Annotated in this window: 13 protein-coding genes; 8 read left to right on the top strand and 5 right to left on the bottom strand. The window is 67.3% G+C overall.

Annotated features, from left to right (window positions below; all coding sequences use genetic code 11):
- Positions 1-4: 4 nt before the first annotated feature.
- Genes pdxA through AB6806_RS24155 form a run of 3 tightly spaced genes read right to left on the bottom strand, consistent with a single transcriptional unit; the run spans position 5 to position 2,953 of the window.
- The gene (gene pdxA, locus AB6806_RS24145) at positions 5-1,060 is read right to left on the bottom strand and encodes a 4-hydroxythreonine-4-phosphate dehydrogenase PdxA (protein WP_370955725.1); all 1,056 of its coding nucleotides are present in this window, start codon (positions 1,058-1,060) and stop codon (positions 5-7) included.
- Positions 1,057-2,184, bottom strand: coding sequence for a four-carbon acid sugar kinase family protein (locus AB6806_RS24150; protein ID WP_370955726.1), 1,128 nt, complete (start codon positions 2,182-2,184; stop codon positions 1,057-1,059). The genes pdxA and AB6806_RS24150 overlap by 4 nt, the downstream gene beginning before the upstream one ends.
- Before the next feature lies 1 nt (position 2,185).
- Positions 2,186-2,953 carry an HpcH/HpaI aldolase family protein gene (locus tag AB6806_RS24155; protein ID WP_370955727.1) on the bottom strand — a complete coding sequence of 256 codons (768 nt, stop codon included), beginning with the start codon at positions 2,951-2,953 and terminating at the stop codon, positions 2,186-2,188.
- Positions 2,954-3,198: 245 nt separating this feature from the next.
- On the opposite strand from AB6806_RS24155, the gene AB6806_RS24160 reads away from it, so the two are divergent.
- Positions 3,199-3,939, top strand: a complete 741-nt coding sequence (locus tag AB6806_RS24160; RefSeq protein ID WP_112762301.1) for a FadR/GntR family transcriptional regulator — start codon at positions 3,199-3,201, stop codon at positions 3,937-3,939.
- 86 nt (positions 3,940-4,025) lie between these two features.
- Here AB6806_RS24160 and AB6806_RS24165 read toward each other — a convergent pair whose 3' ends face one another.
- On the bottom strand, positions 4,026-5,714 hold the full coding sequence (locus AB6806_RS24165) for a M28 family metallopeptidase (RefSeq protein WP_370955728.1): 1,689 nt from the start codon (positions 5,712-5,714) through the stop codon (positions 4,026-4,028).
- 62 nt (positions 5,715-5,776) lie between these two features.
- Positions 5,777-6,568, bottom strand: a complete 792-nt coding sequence (locus AB6806_RS24170; RefSeq protein ID WP_133564378.1) for an IclR family transcriptional regulator — start codon at positions 6,566-6,568, stop codon at positions 5,777-5,779.
- Between the two features lie 208 nt (positions 6,569-6,776).
- On the opposite strand from AB6806_RS24170, the gene AB6806_RS24175 reads away from it, so the two are divergent.
- The 7 genes from AB6806_RS24175 to AB6806_RS24205 all read left to right on the top strand — a co-directional run bounded on the left by AB6806_RS24175 (position 6,777) and on the right by AB6806_RS24205 (position 15,231).
- Complete coding sequence (locus AB6806_RS24175; protein WP_370955729.1) at positions 6,777-7,601, top strand: polysaccharide deacetylase family protein; 825 nt, start codon at positions 6,777-6,779, stop codon at positions 7,599-7,601.
- A complete protein-coding gene (locus tag AB6806_RS24180) occupies positions 7,598-8,395 on the top strand; it encodes a polysaccharide deacetylase family protein (protein WP_112762305.1) in 798 nt (265 codons plus the stop codon). The genes AB6806_RS24175 and AB6806_RS24180 overlap by 4 nt, the downstream gene beginning before the upstream one ends.
- A 1-nt stretch (position 8,396) precedes the next feature.
- Complete coding sequence (locus AB6806_RS24185; protein ID WP_370955730.1) at positions 8,397-9,947, top strand: ABC transporter substrate-binding protein; 1,551 nt, start codon at positions 8,397-8,399, stop codon at positions 9,945-9,947.
- A gap of 71 nt (positions 9,948-10,018) precedes the next feature.
- Positions 10,019-11,716: a M20/M25/M40 family metallo-hydrolase gene (locus AB6806_RS24190; protein ID WP_370955731.1), complete on the top strand. Its 1,698-nt coding sequence runs from the start codon at positions 10,019-10,021 to the stop codon at positions 11,714-11,716.
- 63 nt (positions 11,717-11,779) lie between these two features.
- The gene (locus AB6806_RS24195) at positions 11,780-13,372 is read left to right on the top strand and encodes an ABC transporter substrate-binding protein (RefSeq protein WP_370955732.1); all 1,593 of its coding nucleotides are present in this window, start codon (positions 11,780-11,782) and stop codon (positions 13,370-13,372) included.
- A 36-nt stretch (positions 13,373-13,408) separates the two neighbouring features.
- Positions 13,409-14,350, top strand: coding sequence for an ABC transporter permease (locus AB6806_RS24200; RefSeq protein WP_038365705.1), 942 nt, complete (start codon positions 13,409-13,411; stop codon positions 14,348-14,350).
- Between the two features lie 32 nt (positions 14,351-14,382).
- Positions 14,383-15,231: an ABC transporter permease gene (locus AB6806_RS24205; RefSeq protein ID WP_370955736.1), complete on the top strand. Its 849-nt coding sequence runs from the start codon at positions 14,383-14,385 to the stop codon at positions 15,229-15,231.
- Positions 15,232-15,306 lie beyond the last annotated feature (75 nt).

The following is a 15,306-nucleotide window of genomic DNA, read 5'->3' on the forward strand; positions in this document are numbered from 1 at the left end:
TCCCTTACGCTGCGGTGTCGACGGTGTTCGTCGGGGCGGCGGTGCTGCGCGCCGCAGCCAGCTTCTCGGCGTATTCGATGGCCTCGATCAGGCTGAGCTGGTTGGCGATGCCCTTGCCGGCAATGTCGAAGGCCGTGCCGTGATCGACCGAGACGCGCACGATCGGCAGGCCGAGCGTGATGTTGACGCCCGACAGCGCATCCCATGTCCCGGTCTCGGGATTGACGTTGAAGCCGAGCAGCTTGACCGGGATGTGCCCCTGATCGTGATACATCGCGACCACGGCGTCGTACTGCCCGGCGCGCAGCTTCACGAAGACGGTGTCGCCCGGCACGGGGCCGACCACGTCGAAGCCATCAGCCACCGCCCTGGCGATGGTCGGGGCCGAGTCTTCGTCATCCTCCTTGCCGAACAGGCCGCCCTCGCCCGCATGGGGGTTGAGCGCGGCGACGGCGATCTTGCGCCGTCCGAGGTCGAGCGCCTTGAGCGCCTCGTCGGTGCGCTCGATGACATAGCGCAGCCGCTCGGGCGTGAGCTTGCCCGGCACATCCTTGAGCGCCACATGGGTGGTGACGTGGCTGACGCGCATATTGCCATGGGCGAGCATCATCACCGAGCCTTTCGAGGCGGTCAGGCTCGCCAGCATGTCGGTATGGCCCGCGAATTTGTAGCCGGCCTTGTTCAGTGCCTCCTTGTTCAGCGGCGCCGTGACGATGCCCTGGATGCGACCCGCCTGCGCCAGGCGCACCCCCGTCTCGACGGCGAGATAAGCGAAGCGCCCGCCATCGGCGCTGAGCACGCCGGGCTTGATCGGCTCGCCCTCCGGCCCCGCCTGGAGGCAGGCGAGGTTCGGCCATGCACCGGTCTCGTTGACCTCGGGGATCGCGATCTCGGCGCCGAGCATCGCACGCGCCGCGTAAAGCGCCGGATTGCTGCCGATGACGAGCAGGCGCAGATCGCCCCTGGCGATCCGCTCCTTCAGCTCGAGACAGGCCTTGACGATGATCTCGGGGCCGATGCCGGCCGGATCGCCCATGGTGATGGCGAGATGGGGTTTCATGCTGCCGCTCCGGCCAGTGCCGCGGATCTGCCCGCGAAGATATCGTTGAGAAGATCGGGACCGCCGAAGGCCCCGGATTTCGAGACGACCGTGACACCGTCCCAGCGCCCGCCGCGCAGGATCGAGCGCGGCACGCCCGGCGCGACCTCGCCGACAGCGTCGAGACGCTCGGCGCCCAGCGCCTCGCAGAGACCGCGCAGCGTCTCGCCACCGGCGGCGAAGAGCGTGCCCGGCCGGTCGAGCTCCGCCAAGAGCGCGCCGAACCGGGCCTCGATCGCCCGCGCAGCCTCGTCCCGGGAGATGCCTGCAGGAAGGTCGACGCTGGCGAGGACGACGCCGTCGGCAGCCAGCCGCCGGCCGATCTCGGCAGCCTCTCCGCACATCTGTGCGGAGAGGCGCAAATGCCAGGCCCCCATCGCCGCGAGCTGGGCGCGCATCGTCTCGTGCTCCGAGCCGACGAAGCCGACGACCGGCGCCGGCAAAGCCGCGGCCCGCCCCTCGCCCTGGAAACCCATCGCCCGCGCCAGCGCCGCGGCCAGGCCGGCGCTGCCGATCCAGAGAACCTCCTCGGCCCCACCAGCCGCCGCGACGATCGCGTCGAGATCGGCATCGCTCTCGGCGTCCCACAGGCTCAACCCCGCCGGAACCGCGTCGCCCGACCGGGCCTGCATGACCTCATGGCCGGCCCGCCGCAGCTCGTCGCCGAGATCGGCCGGCACAGGCCGCGCCGCGCCCTCGATCAGCACGCATTGACGGCCCCCGCGCGTGATGCGTCCCTGCGCCGGGAAGGCCGGCGCGACGATGCAGCGCGAAGGCTTCAGCACATCGACGATCGCCGCGATCTCCGCCCCTTGCGGCCCGCGCAGCAGGCTGTCGATCTTCTTGAAGGCCAAGCCGGAACCGGGGGCGAACAGCCGTCCCGCCACGGCCGCGACGGCGGCGCACGCCTCTTCGGCCAAGGCTTCGCGCGTCCGGCTGTCGAGCGCGACGGCGCCCGCTGCCGGCACCGCCTCGCGCCAGCAGACCGGAACCGGCTCGGACGGCGACGCGAAGGCGGCGGCCGCATCGAGCGCACCCGTCAGGTCGTCGGCGAGCAGGCGCAGGGGCTGCCGGCGTATCGCCATCTCAGCCGCCCTTGACCGCGGAAAGTAGCGAGCGGGCGCCGCGCGCGACGATGGTGGTGTCGTTGGCGACGCCGACGAAGTCGATGCCCTGAGCGACGCGGCGCACGGCCTCGCCTTCGTTGTTGGTGAGATAGCCGGCGGGCTTGCCGATCGCCTTCAGGCGCCTGAAGCCGTCATCGATCGCAGCCTGCACCACGGGCGCCTGCGTGTTGCCGAGATGGCCCATCGAGGCGGCAAGGTCGGCGGGCCCGATGAAGACCGCATCGACGCCGTCGACCTGGGCGATCTCCTCGATCTGCGCCAGCGCTTCGGCCGTCTCGATCTGCACGATGACGCAGATCTCCTTCTGGACCTTGGCGAAATAATCCGGGATCAGCCCGTAGGCGGCCGCCCGCGACGAGCCCGAGACGCCGCGCACGCCATGCGGCGGATAGCGCGTATAGCTGACGGCGCGGGCCGCCTCCTCGGCATTCTGCACGTAAGGGAAGAGCAGGGTCTGCGCCCCGAAATCGAGCCAGCGCTTGACCATGACCATGTCGTTCCAGGCCGGCCGCACGATCGGCTCGGCCGGCAGCGCCGCCATGACCTGAAGCTGCGCGACGATCTCGGAAGGCTCGTTGGGGCTGTGCTCGGTGTCCAGCAGCAGCCAGTCGAAGCCGAGCTGGGCGAACATCTCGGTGAGCGCCGGGCTCGCGAAGGTCGAGAAGATGCCGAGCTGCTGTCGCTTGCCCAGATCGCGCTTGAAACGATTCGTTCTGATTTCGGCCATCATCCACCTGCTGCTCGGGATCCGGGGAGCGAGGCAGGAGCACGTCGGATGCGAAGCCGCCGAGACGAACGGCACCAGAGCGTTTCCTGTCGCTGGCCTCTTCGGACCTTGGCTCCATCGAAGCGCAACCCGGACAACATGTCAACATGTTGTAATTATCAGCGCACAGATCGCCAAAAACCTAGAAAACATCGCCGCCCGCAATAGCCCTTGACCAAGTTGTAATTGCTTGTAAACATCGCGGCATGGACCAGTTCGCAAGATCGCAGGATCACGCAAGCGCCCCGCCCTCCCCGCTGGTACAGCGCGTGCACCATCAGTTGCGCGCCCGCATCGCCTCGGGTGAATACGCGGCGAACACCCGCCTGCCGGGCGAGCACGATCTCGCCGCGCTTTACGGCGTTTCCCGCCCCGTCATCCGCGAGGCGCTGCGGCGCCTGCGCGACGACGGGCTGGTGTTCTCGCGGCAGGGAGCCGGCACCTTCGTCCGCGGCGGCGAGCCCGAGCCCGGAAAGGCGCTGGCCTTCGCGCCCGTCGGCACCATCGCCGACGTGCAGCGCTGCTACGAGTTCCGGCTTGAGGTCGAGCCCGCCAACGCCTTCTACGCCGCCAAGCGGCACAACGAGGCGGCCCTGGCGGCCATCGGCAACGCGCTCGAGCTGATGCGCGACACGACGCGCGCCCACGGCCATCGTGAGGATGCCGACTACGCCTTCCACATCGCCATCGCCGAGGCGGCGAACAACTATTTCTTCCTGTCCTCGATGCAGGCGCTGAAGGACCACATCAATGTCGGCATGAAGCTGCACGGCCTGTCGCTGCTGGGGCCGTCAGGCGGGCTGATCGGCGTGCTCGACGAGCACGACGCGATCTTCGCCGCCATACGCGACCGCAAGGAGGACGAAGCGCGCGACGCGATGCGCCGGCACATCCAGGGGTCCTACGACCGCCTGTTCGAGGGCAAGGTGCTCGACCTATCCTTGTAAAGGCCCCTTCGCGGGCGCCGACGCCGGCAAGATGCCGACGAGGAGCAACGCGACATCATCGGCGGCAAGAACCCGCTCTCGCCCGATCATGCCGACCCGCGCGCCACGGACAGGGCTTCCCGCAAAGCATGGCTCAGCCTGTTGCGCGCCCGCACGGCATCGACAGCCGCGAAACGGCCCTCGTCGCCCTCGGGGGCCGAAGCCAGGCGCCTGATCGCATCCAGAACCGGCCAGGGCGAAAGCGCGAGCGCGGGATCGTGAACGAAGCGATCGCCGGCCGTGTAATCCAGCGGCACCAGAACGCGGCTCAGGCGCATCAGGACCTGATCATGCGTCGCCGGGTCCAGCCCTCCCCGCCTCAATCGCACGAGAGCATCGGCGAGCGACCCCGCCGCCTCCAAGGTCTCGCCAAGATCGAAGCGGCCGCCTAAGCGGCCCGAGAGATCCTCCAGTTCCTGCGCGAGCTTGGAGATCTGGGCGGAGTAATCCAGCGGCAGCCTGGACTGGGTAAGCAGGTTCAGGACCACCCGGAGCACGACCCGGGTGTCGCGAACGAGGAAATCCGGGTCGATCTTGTCGATGAGATCGTGCTCGGTGTGCCACCACCAGCCGAGATCGTTCCGCATCTTGACCTCGCCCGGCTCCTGCAGACTGAGGCTGCCGAAGACGGAGGGGATCCCGACCCCGGGAAAGGAATCGTCGGCGGAACGGGCCTTGCGCCGTCCGGCCAGTTTCTGGCCGGTTTCGGCCGCGATCGCCGCCGCCGCGATGTCGTAGAGACCGCCGGCCGAACCGGTCCGGGTCAGGTCCTGCGCGCCGATGCCGCCGGGGCTGTCGAGATTGACATGGGCAGCGCAGCGGGCGTCGAGCTCCGTCCAGTGGTTGTCGGCATACCAGGCCGAGCCCGAATAGCGCCCCTGCGAATGGCCCGACCAGAAGCAGATGCGCAGGCCGCGCTTCCAGTCCCGCCGCGCCTCCATGCACAGGCGCACGACTTCCAGCATCGCGATATTGGCGGAGCCGTTGTCCATGACGCCCTGGAACCAGGTGTCGACATGGCAGGAGAGCAGAATGAAGGGCTCTCCGGGTTTCCCGGAAGACGGCATGTCGCCAACGAGAAGGGGCGTCTTGCGCCAGCCGGTATCGACCTCGGCGTAGAGCGTCACCTCGCTCGCGCCTGCGCTCACCCCCTCGCGCAAGGCGCGGCCATCGTCGTTGCTGACGGTGACGGCGACCACCTGCGGCAGGGCCGCGCGCGTCTGTGTGGACGGGCTCCCCCAGATCGGCGAGATGCACATCTCGTGCAGGAGATGATGCGGGCTGATTTGGACCACCCCGATCGCGCCGGCCGCTGAAGCCAGCGCAGCGACGGCCGGGCTGGCGATGCCGTCGACCAGAACGATCCGCCCAGCGACTTCCCTCCCCGCGAAGGCTTTGGGAGAACCGTCGCCGAGATCGACGAGGAGGCCCGTCAGGCCGCCTTGCGGCGAGGACAGCGACATCGCATGCGTGATCGCAGGAACCGTTCGCTCGCCGATAACGAGCCGGGCCGGGCCGGGAATGCTGATATAGGCGTCGTGAGAGATCAGGCGGGTCTTCAACCCGATCTCGTCGAGCTGCTGCTTGAGCCAGGCGAAGCTCGAGGCTTCGCCCGGAGTCGTCGCGACCTTCGACCATTGAGCGAGCGTCTTCAGCCCGGCCATCATGCGTTGCGCGGAGACCGCGCCCGGAACCGCGCTTTCGACGGCGCCATCGGATTGTGTTGCCAGGGCCATGTCGATGGCATCCTTGTCTTTGTAAGCGGGTTCGATCGTGGAAATCGCTGGTTTCAGCCGCATCAAACTGCAGTCCGTGCCCCGCCGAGCAGGGCGGAAAGCTCCCGCGCGGCGCGGCGCACGGTTTCGATGTGGTTCGGCAGCAGGCTGTCGCTGACGCGTCCGGTCGGCGCCCCGATATGGATGGTGGCGATGATTTTGCCGTCGCGCCCCATCACGGGCGCCGAGATCGAAATCAGGTCCGGGCTGACCTCGCCATGGCTGACGTAATAGCCCTGCTCGCGGACCGTCGCGAGAATCTGCCTGAGACGTTCGGGATCCACGCAGGTCCGCTCGGTGAACGCCTTCAGCGGCTCGCCGAGCACCGATTCGCGAAACGCTTCGTCCTGAAACGCCAGGAGAACGACGCCTGAACCGGCATGCATCGGCCGGCTGCCGCCGATATTCGCCAGAACCTTGACCGCCCTGTCGGGCTCCCAACCGGCGACGCAGAGACTGTTCCGGCCGTCCCGGACGCGAAGCTGAACCGTCTCGCCGGTATCGCTGCCGAGCCTAGCGACGATCGGGGCCGCCACTCTGGCGATGTCGATCTGCCGTTCCGCTGCGTTGCCGACGGCCACGGCCGCGAGGCCCAATCGGTAGCTGCGCTTTTCGGTCGAACAGCTGACGAAGCCATTGGCCTCGAGGCTGCACAGGAGTCGATACACGCGAGCCTTGCTCTGGCCGGATCGGCGCGTGATCTCCGACAATCCGAGATCCGGCGTTTCCGCGATCAGCATCAGCAGTCCGAGCGCCGCGTCGACGGCATCGACCCGGTACTGCTCGATCTCCCTGGGCGGTGCCGCGCTCGTCATCGGCTCTCCTCTTGCTCGGCTTGCCCGGCCTCCGGGCCGGCGGATTCAACGAATCCGGCCATAGCACAGTTCGATTGGTTCACTCAACGAACCATCGGTTCAATAATTTGACATCAGCGCCTCACCGACGCAAGGTCTCGCGAACTCGACCTTTGGCGGCAGCCCGAACATGGCCGCAGTCAAAGGGATCGGAGGGGAACGAAAGCCGATGGCTTCACACGCAACAGAACCCGTCCGCGGGATCGAATGGCCTGACCGGGCCCGCGCGATCGTCTGCGTCACGATCCATGTCGACGGCCCGGCGGTCGAAGCCGGTCGCGGGCAGAACGATTTGGGCGTCAACAGCCGCGGTCGCTACGCGCTGCGGCGCGGTATCCGCCGCTATCTCGACATGCTCGACCGCCATGCGATCAAGGCGACCTTCTTCTGCTGCGGCTACGACGCCGAGCATTGGCCGGAACCGTTTCACGAGATCCACCGGGCCGGTCACGAGATCGCGGCGCATGGCTACCAGCATGAGGGCTTCGACCTCGGCGAGCGCGAGCCCGAGCTTCTCGAAAAGACCCACGACATCCTCGCGGCCCTCGGTCAGGCCCCGGTGGGTTGGTGCTCGCCCTCGGGACGCAAGAGCCGCCTGACGCTGCCGACGCTGCGCCGCCTCGGCTACATCTACGATGCGAGCGAGAAGGACGAGGACATCCCCTATCTGCTGGAGGATGGCTTCATGATCCTGCCGAACAACACCGTCTCGCTCGACGATTTCCCGATGTACTTCACCGGCGGCGGCTCGGCGGCGGAGGTCGAGCGCAATTTCGTCCAGGAGCTCGACGCCGCGCTCGGCCGCGACGGTTACGTTCACCTGACGGTCCATCCGCGCGCAGGCGGTGGTTCCGGAACCCCGGCACGGGCAGCTGCCGTCGACCGCTTCCTCGCCTATGCCAAGGCGACGCCCGGCGTGCGTTTCATGACCTGCCGCGAACTGGCGGAATATTGCCTGGGCGATGCCGCGCGCTGGCAGGATGCGCGCTCATGAGCGGCGCCCTCCTGATCACCGTGAACGTGCACGGCATCGGGCCGGAGGCGGCCGGCGCGCCCGAGGCCGAGCTGTTCGGCCGCGATGCGCATGGTCGCTACACCTATCGGATCGGCCTTGCGCGGGTGCTCGACGCGCTCAGCGAATACGGTCTGCCCGCCACCCTTTTCTGGCCGGCCATGGAGGCTGAAAGACTGCCTCGGCTGGTCGAGCGCTGCCTCCGCGAGGGTCATGAGATCGCCAGCCATGGCCGGGCCTTCGAGGATCACGCCAAGCTCGGGCGCGACGAGGAGGCATCGGTAATCGGCGAGGCGCATGAAACGCTCAGGCGCCTGAGCGGCGTCGCTCCGCGCGGCTTCCGGGCCCCGACCGGCACGCTCTCGCAGAACACGATCCCGATCCTGCAAGCCCTTGGATATCATTACGATTCGAGCTTCCTCGACGACGATACCCCCTACGCGCTCGCTGAATATGGCGGGTACGGCATGGTCGAGCTTCCGGTCTCGGAAGGCCTGACCGACGCGACGCATTTCCGCCGGCGCGTCACGCAGGACCGGGCGGAAGACCTCATGCGCGAGGAGCTTGCGGCGCTTCTCGCGGTCGATGGCTATGCCTGCCTCACCTTCCATCCGCGCGCCGATATCGGGGTCGGCCGGCTTGCCCGCCTGCCCCTGATCGAACGCCTCGCCAGACTGGCCGAAAAGCAGGGTGCCCGACCCGGCCTCTGCGGTCAGCTGGCGGAGCAAATCCACGCCGGACGCGCGGCAAACCAGATCGAGAACGTCGGAGACTGAGATGCGAGCTATTGCGGTTCTGACCCTCGGATTGAGCGCCTTCGCGGCAGCCGGAAGCGGGGCGCATGCCCAGACGCTGCGGACGATGCTCACCTCCGACATTCGCGGCGTCATGCCGGGACGCAGCCCGGACACCGCGACCGGCAGCGTCCTTCAGAACATCTATGAGGGGCTGGTCGCCTGGCGGGCCGACGGCAGCGTCGCTCCGATGCTGGCTGAGAAGATCGAGACCTCGGACGACGGCAAGACCTACACCTTCACTCTCCGCGAGGGCGTGAAATTCCATAACGGCGCCCCGCTGACGGCCAAGGAAGTGGTCTGGACCTGGGAACGCTTTCTCGATCCCAAATCCGCGTGGCCCTGCCGTGGCGCCTTCAACGGCACCAACGCGACCAAGATCGAGTCGGTGAAGGCGCTCGATGATCGCCGCGTCACGTTCCAGCTCGCCGAACGAAGCGGATCGTTCCTGAGCGCGATGGCGCGTGCCGACTGCGACTCCGCCGGCATCGCCCATCCGGACGCGGTCGACGCGAATGGCAACTGGACGATGGCGATCGGCACCGGCCCGTTCAAGATGACGGAATGGCGCAAGGGCCAATATGTCGAGCTCAGCCGCTTCGCCGATTACAAATCCCGCAGCGAGCCGTCGGACGGGCTCGCCGGCGCCAAGGAAGCCAAGGTCGAAAAGGTCAGGATCAATCTGGTTCCCGACGCGCAGGTCGCCAAGCTCGGCATCCTGCAGGGCCAGCTCGACCTCTGGACCGATGTCGACGCGGCCTCGATCAAGGATTTCGCCAACGACAAGAACGTCACCGTGACGACCACGCCGGTCGCCGGCATCTATACGATCCCGCTCCAGTCGCGCGATCCGGTGCTTGCCGATCCTCGGATCCGCCAGGCGATCAGCCACGCCATCGACCGGAAAAGCCTGGCAAAGGCCGTTCTGGACGATAAAAGCATTGCTTCCCCCTCGCTGATCCCGCTGACCAGCCGCTTCTATGGCCAGGTCGAGCGCGACGGCGCCGAATACGATCCGGACAAGGCGCGCGCCCTGATCAAGGCCTCCGGCTACAAGGGCGATCGCATCGTCCTGATCACGAGCAAGGCCTCGCCGATCATGAGCGATACGGCGATCTATCTCCAGTCGATGCTGCAGGCCGTCGGCCTCAATGTCGATGTCGAGATCATGGAGTTCGCCACCCAGTTCGAGCGCTTCTACAGCGGGCGCTACCAGATGATGGTCTGGAACCTCACGCCCTATCTCGACCCGCTTTTCATCGTCGAGCGCTTCACCGGCGACAAGGCGCGCCAGCCCGACAAGGTCTGGGACAGCCCGGCCTCGAAGGAGCTGCTGAAGAAGCTCGTCCTCGCCGACGACAAGCAGGACAAGCAGGCGCTTTATGACGAGGTGCATCGCCTGCAGATGACCGAGGCGCCGCTGATCGTCTGGGGCACGCGCGCCACGACGATCGCCGTCCGCAAGAACGTCTCAGGCTTCCAGCCCTGGCCCGGTCAGAAGCCGCGCTACTGGAACGTCTCGGTCACCCCCTGACGGCCGCCGAAGCCGAGGTCGCGGCAAGGCCGTGACCTCGCGAATCTATCACGATACCGGCCGAGGGCAATATGACGAGCACGATACTGACCAACCCGGCGGCTGCTGGAATTTCATCCGAGCGATTGCAGCGGATCGTCGTCAATCTGGCCGCGCTGGGCCGGAAACTGCCCGGTTCCGAGCGCGCCGATGCGGCCTGCCGCTATATCAGCGCGCAACTGGCGTCGTCCGACATCACGCAGGACGTCCTGGAATTCGATGCTTTCATCAGTTGGCCGGAGAAGGCATCGCTGACCGTCGGCGGCCAGACGCTTCCCGCCAATGGCGCGGCCTTCACGGCCTCGACGCAACCCGGAGGCCTCACCGGCCGTGTCACCCGCTCGCTCGAGCCCGGCGAACTGCAAGGTGCCTTCCTGCTGATCGACGGTTTGCCGCACTACGACGCCTGCATGAGCGCGCTGCGAGCCGGCGCGCTCGGCGTCATCGCGCTATCGCACGGTCCGCAGCGTCACTACGTCCAGGCCTCGCCGCTCTGGGGAGCCCCGACAGGTCCGGCCGATCTTGCGCTGCTGCCTACCGTTCCCGCGATCCAGATATCCCGCGACGCAGCGGAGCTTCTCGAGCGCGCCGTCGCGGCAGGCACGCCCATCACGATGGACAGCGAGATCCGCACGGAATGGCGCCCGGTAAAGCAGCCGGTTGCGGAGATCGAAGGCCGCGAGTCCGGCTACATCCTGCTCGGCGCTCACTACTGCACCTGGGGCGATGGCGCGACCGACAACACGGCCGGCGTCGCCCTGCTGATCGAGCTCGCGCGTCTCCTGAAGCAGCAGCCGAAACCCCGCTACGGCGTGAAATTCGCGTTCTGGACCGGGCATGAGCAGGGCGGCTATGCAGGCTCGTCCTGGTATGCGGATGCGTTCCGCGACTCCCTCTACAACGACGCCATCGCCTATCTGAACGTCGACATCGTCGGCAGCCGCGGTGGCACGACCAAGGCGCTGCGGAACACCACGGCCGAGCTCGCCGCCTATGTCCGGCAGGTGCTCGATGCGACGATCGGCCAGCAGACGCCGGAGGAAGAGGAATTCGTCGACCGCTCGGTCAAGCGCCTCGACCCCTATATCGACCCGCGTCGTTCGGCCCGCAATTCCGACCAGAGCTTCAGCGGCATCGGCCTGGCGACCGCCCAGGTCAGCGCCTTCCTGCCCGCCGCCAGCCCCGAGCACCTGCACGGCAGCGGGCTGGCCTGGTGGTGGCATACCGATCAGGACACGATCGAGCATATGGATGCCGAGATCCTGGCGGTCGACACGCTGATCTATCGCAATCTCGTCGCAGGGCTGGTGGACGCGCCCGCGCTCCCCTTCAGGCCCGCAGCCATGGCCGAGGACGTGCTCGCGGGCCTGCGCGCCTATCATGAGGCCGCGCCGGACTGCGAGGACATCGCACGCCTGACCGGCCTCGCCGAGCGGCTGACGGAAGCGCTGCGCGGCTGGCACCCGACCGGCGCCGATGATCCGCTGCTGCTGCGGCTCGGGCGCCATCTCAACCCGGTGCTTTATCATGCGCGCAGCGCCTTCGAGTTCGATCTCGGCCGGGCCAGCCGCATCCTGCCGGGACTGGCGCCGGCCCTGACGCTCGCTCGCCTGGAGCCCGACACCGCGCGGATGGCACGGGCGCAACTGCGGCAACGCGCGAACCGCATCGCCCATGGGCTCTCACGCGCCATCGAGCTGATCGAAGGCAGGGCCGCCAAAGCGCTCTGATGTTCCGATTTTGATCCAATGACAGCCGCGTTCGACGCGGCGCGACACGAAAAGGGGACCATCATGGACCGACGCAGTTTCATAAAGGCCGGCGCCGCCGCGGCTCTGGCGGGGATCAGCGCGCCTGCGCTTTCGCAGTCGTCCCGGCAGAAGGTGCTGCGCTTCGTGCCCTACACGGACCTGACCATCTTCGATCCGATGTGGTCGACCGTCGATATCACCCGCGACTACGGCTACATGATCTACGACACGCTGTTCGGGTTGGACGCGAATTTCCAGCCGCAGCCGCAGCTCGCCGAAGGCTTCCTGTGGGGCGACGACGGCCGCAGCTGCACGATCACCCTGCGCAGCGACATCACCTTCCATGACGGCGAGCCGATCCGGGCCCGCGATTGCGTCGCGAGCCTGAAACGCTGGTCGCAGGCCGCCCCGATGGGCGCGACGCTGTTTGCGCTGACCGACGAGCTCGTAGCGATCGACGACCGCACCTTGCGCTTCCGGCTGAAGCGCCCCTTCCCGATCCTCCCGGCGATCCTCGGACAGCTCAGCGCACCGGTGCCCTTGATCATGCCCGAGCGCGTCGCGCAGACGGATGTGAAGACGCAGATCACCGACCGGACGGGATCGGGGCCGTTCAGGTTCAAGGCCGACGAGTTCCAGCTCGGCAATCTCGCCGTCTTCGAGAAGTTCCAGGGCTACAAGCCGACGCCGAACACCGCGAGCGGCCTCACCGCCGGACCCAAGATGGTCCATTTCGACAGGGTGGAATGGCGTCGCATCCCCGATGCGGCGACGGCCGCCGCAGCCCTCCAGACGGGCGATGTCGACTGGATCGGCGGCCCGACCTCCGAGACGGTCGAGCTGCTTGCAGGCTTCAAGGACATCGACCTGCCTCGCCTCGAGGACATTCCCTCGATGGCGATGATGCGGCTCAACGCCCTCAGCGCTCCGTTCGACAACAAGAAGATCCGCCAGGCGCTGCTTCCGGCCATCGACCAGGCGGAATTCTGCATGGCGGTGGCCGGCACCAATCCGCAGAACTTCGCGACGGGTACGGGCTTCTTCCCGCCCGGAACCGCGCTGGCCAGCGAGGCCGGTCTCGATCCGCTGAAGGGGCCGCGCAGCATCGAGAAGGCCAGGCAACTGCTGAAGGAGGCCGGCTATTCCAATGAGCGTGTCAGACTGCTCGGCGCCGCCGACAGCCCGGCATCGACGACGCCCCTGGCGCAGGTGGCGGCCGACATGCTCGGCAAGCTCGGCCTGAACCTCGACATCGCGCTGCTCGACAACGCCTCGGTCGCGCAGCGCCGTCGCTCGGAGGAGCCGGTCGACAAGGGCGGCTGGTCGATGAGCTGCTGGCTCTTCCCGGGCAGCTGGTTCGTCGATCCCGGGACGAACATCATGCTGCGCGGCAACGGCCGCAACGCCTGGTTCGGCTGGCCGACGATCCCCAAGCTGGAGGAGCTCCGCGACGCCTGGCTGAATTCGCCCTCGCCCGACGAGCGCAAGCGCATCGCCCAGGAGATGCAGGTCGTGGGCATGGACGAGCTGCCGGCGATCCCGCTCGGCGCCATCTATCGGCAGACCGCGCTGAAGAAAGACCTCGTCGATCGCGTGCGCACCGCCACCGTGTTCTGGAACATCCGTCGTGGCTGACGCGGTCACTCTCCCCGGCGTGCAGCAGGTGATCCAATGCTCGCCTATATCGTGAAGCGCATCCTGGCGACGATTCCGGTCATGCTGGTCGTCGCCCTGACGGTGTTCTCGTTGCTGTTCCTGGCGCCCGGCGACCCCGCCACGATGATCGCCGGCGACCAGGCCTCGGCCGCCGACATCGATCGTATCCGGCAGAGCCTGGGGCTGGATCAGTCTTTCCTGGTCCAGTTCGGCAGCTGGCTCTGGCGCCTCGCCCATTTCGATCTCGGCAACTCGGTCTTCACCGGCCAGCCGGTGACGTCGCTGATGGCGGAGCGGGTCGGCCCGACGCTGTCGGTGATGCTGCTGACGCTCATCCTGTCGATCGCGATCGCCGTCCCGCTCGGTGTCGTTGCGGCCTGGAAGAGCGGAAGCTGGATCGACCGCGCGATCATGAGCGTCTCCGTCGTCGGCTTTTCGGTGCCGCTCTTCGTGGTCGGATACATCCTCGCCTGGGTCTTCGCCCTGAAGCTGCAATGGCTGCCACCGCAGGGCTACACGCCGCTTTCCGAGGGCGTCGGGCCCTGGCTGCAGCGATTGATCCTGCCCGCGATCACCCTCGGCTTCGTCTATATCGTCCTGATCGCCCGGATCACGCGGGCGTCCATGCTCGAAGTGCTGCAGCAGGACTATGTCCGGACGGCCCGCGCCAAGGGGCTGGGACCTCGCAAGGTCCTCTTCCTCCACGCGCTCAAGAATGGCGCGGTCCCGGTGATCACCGTCATCGGCATCGGCTTCGCCGCCCTGATCGGCGGCACGGTGGTCACCGAAACCGTTTTCACCATCCCCGGAATGGGGCGATTGACCGTCGATGCCATCCTCCGCCGCGACTACCCGGTCATCCAGGGGCTCGTGCTGGTGTTCTCCTTCGTCTACGTGCTCGTCAACCTGGCCGTGGACCTCATCTACACGCTCGTCGATCCGAGGATCCGCTATTGAGCTCGTCCACATTTCACGCCGGGGCCGCATCCATGCGCTCGGAGGGCTCGCGGCTTTCGGCGGCCCTCAAGCAGATGCGGCGGCACCCGACGATCCCGTTCGGCGCGACCGTGCTCGTCGCCATGGTCGCGATCGCGATCTTCGCTCCCCTGCTCGGCACGATCGACCCGACCGCGACGTCGCTGGCGCGCCGGCTGCGCGAGCCCTCGGCCCAGTTCCTCTTCGGCACCGACATGCTCGGGCGCGATCTCTATTCGCGCGTTCTGTATGGCGCCCGCATCTCGCTGCTGGTCGGGTTCTCCGTCGCGGTATTCTCCTCGCTCGGCGGCCTCTTTCTGGGTTTGATCGCGGGCTTCATCAAGCGGGTCGACGTCGTCGTCATGCGGGTCATGGACGGCCTGATGTCGATCCCCTCCATGCTCCTGGCGATCGCGCTGATGGCTTTGACGAAAGGCTCGGTCATCAACGTGATCGTCGCCCTGACCATCGTCGAGATCCCGCGCGTGACCCGGCTCGTCCGCTCGACGGTGCTCTCCTTGCGCGAACAGCCCTATGTCGAGGCCGCGATCGCCGCCGGGGCGAGCACGCCGAGAATCATCGTCCGCCACATCCTGCCGAACTCCCTGTCGCCGCTGATCGTCCAGGCGACCTATATCTGCGCGGCCGCCATGGTCACGGAGGCTGTGCTCTCCTTCATCGGCGCCGGCACACCGCCGATCACGCCCTCCTGGGGTAACATCATGGCCGAGGGGCGCACACTCTGGCAGCTCAAGTTCTATATCGTCCTGATCCCGGCGGCGTTTCTCTCGGCAACGGTCCTCGCCGTCAATCTGCTCGGGGACGGCTTGCGCGACGCTCTTGATCCCCGGCGGATCTATTGAGAGCTCTCAGGCATTCCGGCCAATTTCCGGATCGCGGACACTGTTCCGGTCGAATTCTCCACCTCTGGTCGGCCG

It is taken from the genome of Allobosea sp. RCC_152_1 (assembly GCF_041360765.1).
GTDB lineage: Bacteria > Pseudomonadota > Alphaproteobacteria > Rhizobiales > Beijerinckiaceae > Allobosea > Allobosea spartocytisi.